This is a genomic window from bacterium, from assembly GCA_026708015.1.
Lineage (GTDB): Bacteria > Actinomycetota > Acidimicrobiia > Acidimicrobiales > Bin134 > Poriferisocius.
Map to the genome: position 1 here is coordinate 84,465 of JAPOVT010000037.1, position 8,181 is coordinate 92,645.

Here is an 8,181-nt window from a genome sequence, read left to right on the forward strand (position 1 = left end):
CGCTGAGATCGTTATTTGGGAGGCGGTTTTTGATCGCGAACCGCGACGAGACAAGCGTCGTAAGAAACCGATACCTCCCATCCGGGACGAATGATCGACGTCGTCTCCCGCTCCTCCACCAAAGCTGGGCCAGCAAAGGACATGCCGATCGCCAGGTCGGCCCTGCGGTAAACCGGGACTTCGATCGCGTCTTCCTCTCGGCCGAATACTGCCGTGCGGGTGGATACTGGCTTAGGAGAGCGGTTGGCGGCGGTCGGCGGCGATTCGGCATCAGCTATTTCGGCCGGGTCGGCTCGGGCTGACAGGCGCCAGGTGACAACCTCAATGGCCACGTCGTCGATGGTCATGCCGTAGATGCGGCGGTATTCCGACTCGAACGCCCCCACCACCTCGTCTTCGGAGGCCGACCAGGTATCCCCTTCTCCCACCCAGACGGTGATCTCATTGCCCTGGCCGGTGTAGCGGGCGTCGATGCCGTAGCGGAACCTGATGTCGGCCTCGGGCACGCCGGCGCTGAGCAGCACCCGGCGGCCCTCTTCCCGCAGCTCCTCCAGCAGACCGTCCCGCTCCGTGGGTGCCAGCTCGGCCAGCTTCACTGGCATGGATCGGGCGAGGTCGATGCGCACCGGCGACACCAGGGTCCCGAACGCCGACAGCACGCTGGCGTTGATCGGGAACACCACACGATCCGAGTCCAGCAGCTCGGCTACCCGGCAGGCGTGGGGCGGCCCGGCCCCTCCGAAAGCCAGCACGGTGACCCCCCGCAGATCCACCCCCCGCTCTACCGCGTGCATGCGGGCGGCGGCGGCCATGTTCTGGCTGACCACCTCGTACATCCCTGCCGCGGTGTCGGTGATCGAGAGGCCCAGACCATCGGCCAAGGTCTCGACGGCGGACTGCGCCAGCCCGGCATCCAAGGGCATGTCGCCACCCAGAAAGGCATCGGGGTCTAGCAGGCCCAACACCACGTCGGCGTCGGTCACCGCCGGTTGATCGCCGCCCTGGCCGTAGCACGCCGGACCAGGATCGGCCCCCGACGACTCAGGACCCACCTTGAGCAGGCCGAACTGGTCGAGGTGGGCCAGGCTGCCGCCCCCCGCGCCGATCTCCACCAAGTCGACCGAGGGCACCGACACCGGAAAGCCCGACCCCTTCTTGAACCGGTACCGCCGGGCCACCTCGAAGGTGTTGGTGAGCGCTGGCTCTCCCTCCTCCACCAGGGCAGCCTTGGCGGTAGTGCCCCCCATGTCGAAGGCCAGCAATCTCTCCTCCCCCATGCGGCGGGCAAACCACCGGGCGGCCAGAGCGCCGGCGGCCGGTCCAGATTCCACCAGCCGGATCGGGGCGGCAGCAGCGTCATCGGCCGACACCACCCCGCCATTGGACAGCATCATCAGCACCGAACCGCCGAACCCCTCGGCTGACAGCCACTTCTGAAGCTCGTCCAGATACGGGCCAATGATGGGCATGGTTGCCGCGTTGCAGGCCGCGGTGATCATGCGGGGGTACTCCCTGATCTGCGGCGAGATATCGGCCGAAGCGCACACTGGCACTCCCAGCTCCCGGCGCAGCTCATCAGCCAGAAGCCGCTCGTTGGCCGGGTTGACGTAGGAGTTGAGCAGGCATACCGCCACCGATTCGACGTCGGCGGCCTCCAGCCCTCGCACCAGCGCGGCCATGCTGGCCGCCGACGGAACCACCAGCACCTCCCCGGTGGCCGCGGTGCGCTCGTCGATCTCGAAAGTGAGCTCCCGGCTGATGGGCGGATCGGGAAACTCGATCTGGAGGTCGTACATGTCGTAGCGGTGCTCGTCGCGGATCAACAGGGTGTCGCCGAAACCGGTGGTGGTGACCAGGGCGGCCCGACCGGTCTTATTCTCAATGAGGGCATTGGTGATGAGCGTGGTGGCGTGGACGATGGGAGCAGTGATCTCTCCGGGAGCTACCTCAGCTCGCCGCAAGAGCTGGCCCACCGCGGCCTGTACCCCTTCGAGGGGGGCGGCCGGGGTAGTGAGGGCCTTGTTGACAGTTACCTCACCGGTGGCGGCGTCCAACAGCACCGCATCGGTGAACGTCCCCCCGATGTCAACGGCCAGCCGCCAGTCGGACATTGATTAGCCTGCGAGCAGGTCGTCGCGGGGCGGGGCGAACACGTCGAGTATCCAGCACTCGCCGTACTCGTCATCGCCGATGAACACCGAGTCACCGTGCCACACCCCCTTGGGCGCGATATAGGCCTCGCCCTCGCCCAGCACCACCCGCTCGGTGCTGTCGGGATCGTCGTTGATGCGGAAGTCGAGCTTGCCTCGAACGATAATGCCGAGCTGTTCGTGGTCTTCATGGCGGTGCAGGAACGACCCAGTGGCCCCACCGGCGATGCGCCAAAAGCAGAGCTGAAGGCCGTCTCCGGTTATGACCCGCCGACGGAAGCCATCCCGATCGGTGTCCACGAACAGGTCGTCTTCGTAGAAGTAGCAGTACTGGTTGGTGAAGTTCATGGCGGTCAGTCGTCCGCGGCCAACGCGGCAAAGCGGCGCTGCTCCTCAGCAAGATTCAGCGGCCGGATGATGGCCTCGTTCTCCTCGTCGCCCCAATGCTCGGCCGGCACCAGCCACATCACCTCGAACTCCAGTCCGTCTGGGTCTTTGGCGTAAAGGCTTTTGTTGGCTCCGTGGTCGCTCTCGCCGTAGAGAGCGCCCGCATCCACTAGCCGCTGGCGGATGTCGACCAACTCCTCCAGGGTCGGTACCTCCCAGGCGATGTGGTACATCCCCACCGACCGGCGGCCCGCCGACGACGGCTCTGCCCCGTCGCCAATGGAGAAAAAGGCAATGTCGTGGTGGTTCTCCGACGCCGGGGCCCGCATGAACACGAACTGCCCCGGTTCGTCGATGATGGTCTCGAACCCCAGCACATCGGCATAGAACTGCTGCTGGCGCCGGGCATCGCGCACATACAGCACCGCATGGTTCATCCCCGTGATCATGAGGTGATCCTTCTCATCAGCCCCCAGCGTAGCCAACCCCTCGAAACCCATCGTCGCTGAGTTGAAGCGTCACTCCACTTTCGTATGCTGGTTTCGCGGTCGCGTGGTCCACCACTTTTGACGTCTAGACGTCTACGGTTGCTCCGTGGTCGTTGCTTCCCCCTCCAAACAGAATCGCCTGAGGCCTGGTCAGGTGCGCGACGCCGTTGGCGATGCTCTGACCGATGCCGGAAGTGCGATGAGTGTGAAGGACATCCATGCCGCAGTTGAAGCTCAACTTGGAACTACGGTCGCAGAGTCGTCGGTTCGCAGCTATCTCAATCTCAACACAGGGCCAGCCAAGCAGTTCAGAAGAGTACAGCGTGGCGTCTATGAGCTCAGCTGAGGCCGTATTCGGTTCGGCGTGGCCCGCGGCCTTCCAGATAGGCCGGGCAACCCTATTTCATGGCGACTGCCTGGACTGGCTGGCTGACCAGCCCTCAAACTCGGTCCATGGTGTCGTCACCGACCCTCCCTATGGGCTTGTTGAATACCAGCCGGACCAACAGCGGAAACTTCGTCGCGGTCGTGGGGGCGTTTGGCGCCTCCCGCCTGCCTTCGACGGCCATCAGCGTTCCCCAGTGCCCAGATTCACCACGCTGACGCCCTCGGATCTAGATGCCTTGGATCGCTTCTTCTCCACTTGGGCTGACGCCCTTCTTCGTGTGCTGGTGCCTGGTGCCCATGTGCTTGTCGCGTCGAATCCCCTCCTTTCGCATCGGGTGGCAGTTGCGGTGTGCCATTCGGGTTTCGAGAGGCGGGGAGAGGTAGTCAGGCTTGTGATGACAATGCGGGGTGGCGACCGGCCGAAGAACGCCCACGAAGAGTTTTCTGACGTGACCGTTATGCCAAGGTCTAAGTGGGAACCGTGGCTGCTGTTCCGCAAGCCGCTTGAAGGGCGAGTGCAGGACAACTTGCGCAGGTGGGGCACTGGGGGACTGCGGCGCGTCTCGCAAGATCGACCCTTCGGCGATGTCATCACATCCGCTCCGACCCGGCCCGACGAAAGGCAACTAGCCCCGCACCCGAGCCTCAAGCCTCAGGCCTTTCTGCGCCAAGTAGTACGTGCAATCTTGCCGATGGGTGAGGGCGTCGTTCTCGATCCATTTGCAGGATCGGGTTCCACAATCGCAGCGGCCGAACGCCTCGGCTACGCGAGCGCTGGGGTGGAGTCCGATCCCGAATATCTGCGGCTCGCCGAGGCTGCCATCCCGTTGCTGAGGGACTACGAACCCTGCATCGGCTCGGTGTCGTCTACTGACCCCGCATCGAGGTAGACCCAGTTGCCTCGCAGCTTCTGAATGCCTTCCCTGTGGAGAGTTGCCGTTCGTGTGCCTAACTCGCCTCGTTCGTTCCTTCGGAAGTCGTCGATCTGCACATGCGAGAGATACACCTCGGTGAACCTCAGCGGTCGGCGATCAATGGCTGGCTCAGTCTTGTTGTCGACTTCGTAGACAAAGACGCAGAGCCACTGCTCTCGCGCTCCGTGGGTGTCGACTGCCCCACCCTTCTTCACGGTTGTCTTGATTTCGACACCCTCATCCCCAGCTTTCACTGAGTCGTTGGCGAACCTACTCTGCACGATCAGATCAGGGTGTCCGTTGTGATAGCGATTCTGGGTCAGGACTCTGGAATGCTTGGCCAGACTGGCCGTGACCATGTCAGAAAGCGTTCCGGACAGATTGGCCTTCCGCAGCGTGTCCTCCAAGCGTCCCAGGCCTTTGTCGGTCAAATGTGAGTTTACGTCGAAAAAGAAGTCGTAAACGTCCTGCATCGCCGATGTGAAGTCATGCAGCCGAAGCTCGTAGGGCAATCGGACCTCGGAATTGAAGCACCGTTCAATAACATTCTGTTTAGTGACCGGCACGGGCGATGACCGTAGCAGCGGCCAACGGCCACCTCACATTGTCCGTGCCGACAACCACATCAATGGCACGGTCAGCCAGCAACTGGCGGATGGGTCTCCCAACCGACGGCAGGAGTGTCTGAATCGGCGTCGGGCTTGAGATCCCACCAGATGGAGGCGTAGGCCTCAGGCTTTCCCCTGCGTAACGCAAACAGGATTCCAGGATGCACACCATTGTCAGCGGCAAACCGCTGGGCGGCTGCCGCGAACCCGCGGTCCGAGCCGTCGGATTCGGACTCAGCGCAGGCCACCAACGATTCGCACAGTGCGATACGTGCCGCAGCCTCCTTTTCGAATTGGGCCAGTGTCCCTTTGATCCACCCGTGGAACTCATCGGGGACGACTTCAAATAGCGCCTTCACCGCATCGGTCTGCCGCAGCATTCCCTCGACAACAGACGGATCCAGGTGCAGCCGAGCAGCGATCCGCTTGGCCGGCATTCCTCGTTCGTCCATGGCGCGAACCGCGGCAACCCGCCAAACGGCAGTGCCAGTCAACCCGGTAACGATTTTGTGGAGTTCCAGGTAGTCGGCCCACTTCATTTTGATTCGAGGATGTGGCTCGGCGGGACCGGTGTCGAAACGGATCACGAATCCCTCTTCGATACCCTCGCTAGGACGCGGGCGTTCCATATGCGCGGCAAGATCGGCCAGAGTCTCGAACCTGATCTGCGCAGCTTGAGTGCCCGGCCAGTCATAGCGTTCAAGGGGCAGATCAGCGCCGGTGGCGTTGTCGATCACCGCCAACAGCACGAGGTCGCGCATTCCCCGGAATCCACAACGATCCGGTTCGAGGGGTAGACGATCTCGAACAACGGGGTCACACCCGGCCCGAAGTCCAGACCCTCATACTTCTCTCGCCAGATGCGGGTCCCTTCCCGCGCCTGGTCTGAGCGAGTAGACCCCCGGGTGCTGATCCGCTTGGTGCCGTCCAAAGCCGTGTAGAGGATGCCCAACGACCCGTCCCACTTCTCGGTGACGATCATGGTTGCGTCCGAGGGCATGACGGGTACCTGCGGCTCATCATGGTTGAAGAACTTCCCAAACGGGCGGGCAACCACCCTCCCATCGGCATCTGCAATTAGCCCGCGGCACACCAGCGTCGCTTCGTTCCACGTCCCCGAGTACTGCGCAGCTGCCGTGTAGTTGTAGACGATCAGCCCTTCTTCGCTACGGGCCGAGACATAGCCATCGGCCACCGCCCGAGCCAAGAGCTCTTCATCGACAATATCCCCCAGCATCACCACCACATCGCAACGCTAACGCTCCCCACACACCCCCTCAGCAGGAATTATGAAGCGACGCTGGAGCGATTAGAAGGTGATCACCGATTCAAGTGGGGGGTCGGTGTTGAATGACAGGCTCTTGGACTCCGGCAGCTCATCTAGCGGTGTGTGAACCTCGGCCACCGGGGGGCCGATGCGGGCCGCGATGGGAGCCAGGGCCTCGGTATCGAAGCGGTAGAGCTCGGCGGCCACATCGGTGAGCATCTTTTGACACTCGTCTTCCGGCACGTCCCACATGGTGGCGGCCAACGCTTCGGTGGTGTAGCCGATGGAGCCCTCATCGTGGGGGAAGTCGGCCCCCCACATGATGGTGTCCACTCCCACCGCATGGCGGTACTGGACCTCGGCCCGGGGCAGCATGGAGGCTCCGATGCGGCAATTTCGCTGCCAGTATTCGCTGGGCGACAGCGTCAAGCTGTCCACCGTGTCGGAGCCGAAGGTGGGGGCATAGTTGAGCACTCGGGGGTCGTTGGCGTACTGGCTCTGGATATTGCGGAGCCGCTGGTCGATGCGGCTCAGCTCTTCGAGCACCCACCGCATCCCCCACATTTCGGTCCAAACCACCCGCAGGTCGGGGAAACGCTCGAACACCCCGCCCAGAATGAGGTGGATAAGTGTGCGCTTGGGCCAAATCTCGTACTCGGCCATGGTGATTCCCCACGCCACCGGATCGTCCCCCAAATCGGGGCAGCCCGAGCCCATGTGCTGGTGAACCGGCATCTCCAACGAACTGCACACGTCCCACAGCGGGTCGTAGCGGGGGTGGAAGAACGGCTCGACCACATGGTTTGGCGGGATGGCGGGGATCATCACCCCGCCGATCACCCCGGTCTCGGCCGCCCACCGCACTTCGGCAATGGCGTCGTCAAGGTCGTTGGGCAGCAATTGGATGAGGCCCTTGCGCCGTATGGGCTCGTATCCGCAGAACTCCACCAGCCAGCGATTGTGGGCTTGCAGACCAGCCCACCGGCGGGCATAGGCGGTAGCAGTGTCGGGCACGCCGGAAAGGTGAACCAAGATGTCGTAGAAGGGGGTGAGCGTGTTGGGAAACAGCACCTCACCGGTAATGCCCTCGGCGTCGCAGGCCGCGGTGCGGGCGTCGCAGTCCCAGTTGACTTTGGCCGCATCCATGTCCCGCAGGTCGACCCACGGATTGGTGATGGCCGCCTCCCAGGCGTCGAACTCGTCGTGCCAGGCGGGATCCAAGAACTCCTTGTAGATTCGGGTCTGGGCGCCGGCATGGGTGTCCGAAGACAAGATCATGTAGCGCTCGTCAGCCTGGTTTTGGGCCATGCCCCAGACTATTGCAACTTAGTGTGAGCCGTATTGGTCGCTGCTCTTGCTTCAGCGGCAAGTAGATTGCGTATTGGATTTGATCCGCCGAAATAGAAGCGGGGATTCCCAAATGGAGCAGACAGCAGCAGAATCCTTCCAGATAGCACTGAACCATCTTGAGAAGGTGCTTGCCTCGTGGGATGACCCAGTGGATTGGGCTGACCTGTCTTTGTGCGGCCTTTACTGTCTCGAAGCTTGCGTGGTTGCGGCTGCTTTGCATTTTGGGGCTGCCCCGACCTGGAAGTCACCCCAGGAAAGAACAAGAAGCTCGGCAACTTGCCTCGGTTCATGGCCTACCCGATGTGGGTGACTTGCTCATTGACCTAAACAACATGCGCAAGCACAAGGCTTACGGTGATATTGGTCCTCCTGGCAACCTCGATCCTCAAGATGTTGCCAACGACGTTGAAGAGTATGTCGAGGCCGTCAAGAGACTGCTTTCGCCATGACAAAGCAGATCACTGCCAAAGAGGAAAGACACGCTTACCAGGCATCGTTGGGTTGCCTCGAAGCCGTGGGGAGATGGCCCGATGACGCTGCACGAGCTTGGACACTTAGCGCCATCGAGCAAGGCATGAGCATCCCCCTTTTGGCCGGTCACCTCGATTAGGAGGTAACCATGTCATTGAT

Annotated in this window: 10 protein-coding genes; 3 read left to right on the forward strand and 7 right to left on the reverse strand. The window is 62.4% G+C overall.

The genetic code is table 11. The features are described 5' to 3' along the window. Positions 1-11: 11 nt before the first annotated feature. From OXG30_08490 to OXG30_08500, 3 genes are read right to left on the reverse strand one after another with little or no spacing between them, the layout of a single operon-like run. Positions 12-2,111, reverse strand: a complete 2,100-nt coding sequence (locus OXG30_08490; GenBank protein MCY4134936.1) for a hydantoinase/oxoprolinase family protein — start codon at positions 2,109-2,111, stop codon at positions 12-14. A 3-nt stretch (positions 2,112-2,114) separates the two neighbouring features. Further along, on the reverse strand, positions 2,115-2,498 hold the full coding sequence (locus tag OXG30_08495; GenBank protein ID MCY4134937.1) for a cupin domain-containing protein: 384 nt from the start codon (positions 2,496-2,498) through the stop codon (positions 2,115-2,117). Between the two features lie 5 nt (positions 2,499-2,503). After that, positions 2,504-3,037 carry a VOC family protein gene (locus OXG30_08500; protein ID MCY4134938.1) on the reverse strand — a complete coding sequence of 178 codons (534 nt, stop codon included), beginning with the start codon at positions 3,035-3,037 and terminating at the stop codon, positions 2,504-2,506. Positions 3,038-3,131: 94 nt separating this feature from the next. On the opposite strand from OXG30_08500, the gene OXG30_08505 reads away from it, so the two are divergent. Beyond that, positions 3,132-3,371 carry a hypothetical protein gene (locus tag OXG30_08505; protein MCY4134939.1) on the forward strand — a complete coding sequence of 80 codons (240 nt, stop codon included), beginning with the start codon at positions 3,132-3,134 and terminating at the stop codon, positions 3,369-3,371. Further along, the gene (locus OXG30_08510) at positions 3,358-4,302 is read left to right on the forward strand and encodes a DNA methyltransferase (GenBank protein MCY4134940.1); all 945 of its coding nucleotides are present in this window, start codon (positions 3,358-3,360) and stop codon (positions 4,300-4,302) included. The genes OXG30_08505 and OXG30_08510 overlap by 14 nt, the downstream gene beginning before the upstream one ends. Here the strand turns inward: OXG30_08510 and OXG30_08515 are convergent. The 4 genes from OXG30_08515 to OXG30_08530 form a co-directional block, all read right to left on the reverse strand. After that, complete coding sequence (locus OXG30_08515) at positions 4,251-4,838, reverse strand: hypothetical protein (GenBank protein ID MCY4134941.1); 588 nt, start codon at positions 4,836-4,838, stop codon at positions 4,251-4,253. The two genes, OXG30_08510 and OXG30_08515, sit on opposite strands and share 52 nt — an antisense overlap. Before the next feature lie 125 nt (positions 4,839-4,963). Further along, a complete protein-coding gene (locus OXG30_08520) occupies positions 4,964-5,695 on the reverse strand; it encodes a hypothetical protein (GenBank protein MCY4134942.1) in 732 nt (243 codons plus the stop codon). Then, positions 5,668-6,171: a hypothetical protein gene (locus OXG30_08525; protein MCY4134943.1), complete on the reverse strand. Its 504-nt coding sequence runs from the start codon at positions 6,169-6,171 to the stop codon at positions 5,668-5,670. The genes OXG30_08520 and OXG30_08525 overlap by 28 nt, the downstream gene beginning before the upstream one ends. 72 nt (positions 6,172-6,243) lie before the next feature. Next, complete coding sequence (locus OXG30_08530; GenBank protein MCY4134944.1) at positions 6,244-7,509, reverse strand: amidohydrolase family protein; 1,266 nt, start codon at positions 7,507-7,509, stop codon at positions 6,244-6,246. Positions 7,510-7,691: 182 nt separating this feature from the next. On the opposite strand from OXG30_08530, the gene OXG30_08535 reads away from it, so the two are divergent. After that, a complete protein-coding gene (locus tag OXG30_08535; GenBank protein MCY4134945.1) occupies positions 7,692-8,000 on the forward strand; it encodes a hypothetical protein in 309 nt (102 codons plus the stop codon). The last annotated feature ends 181 nt before the right edge of the window (positions 8,001-8,181 follow it).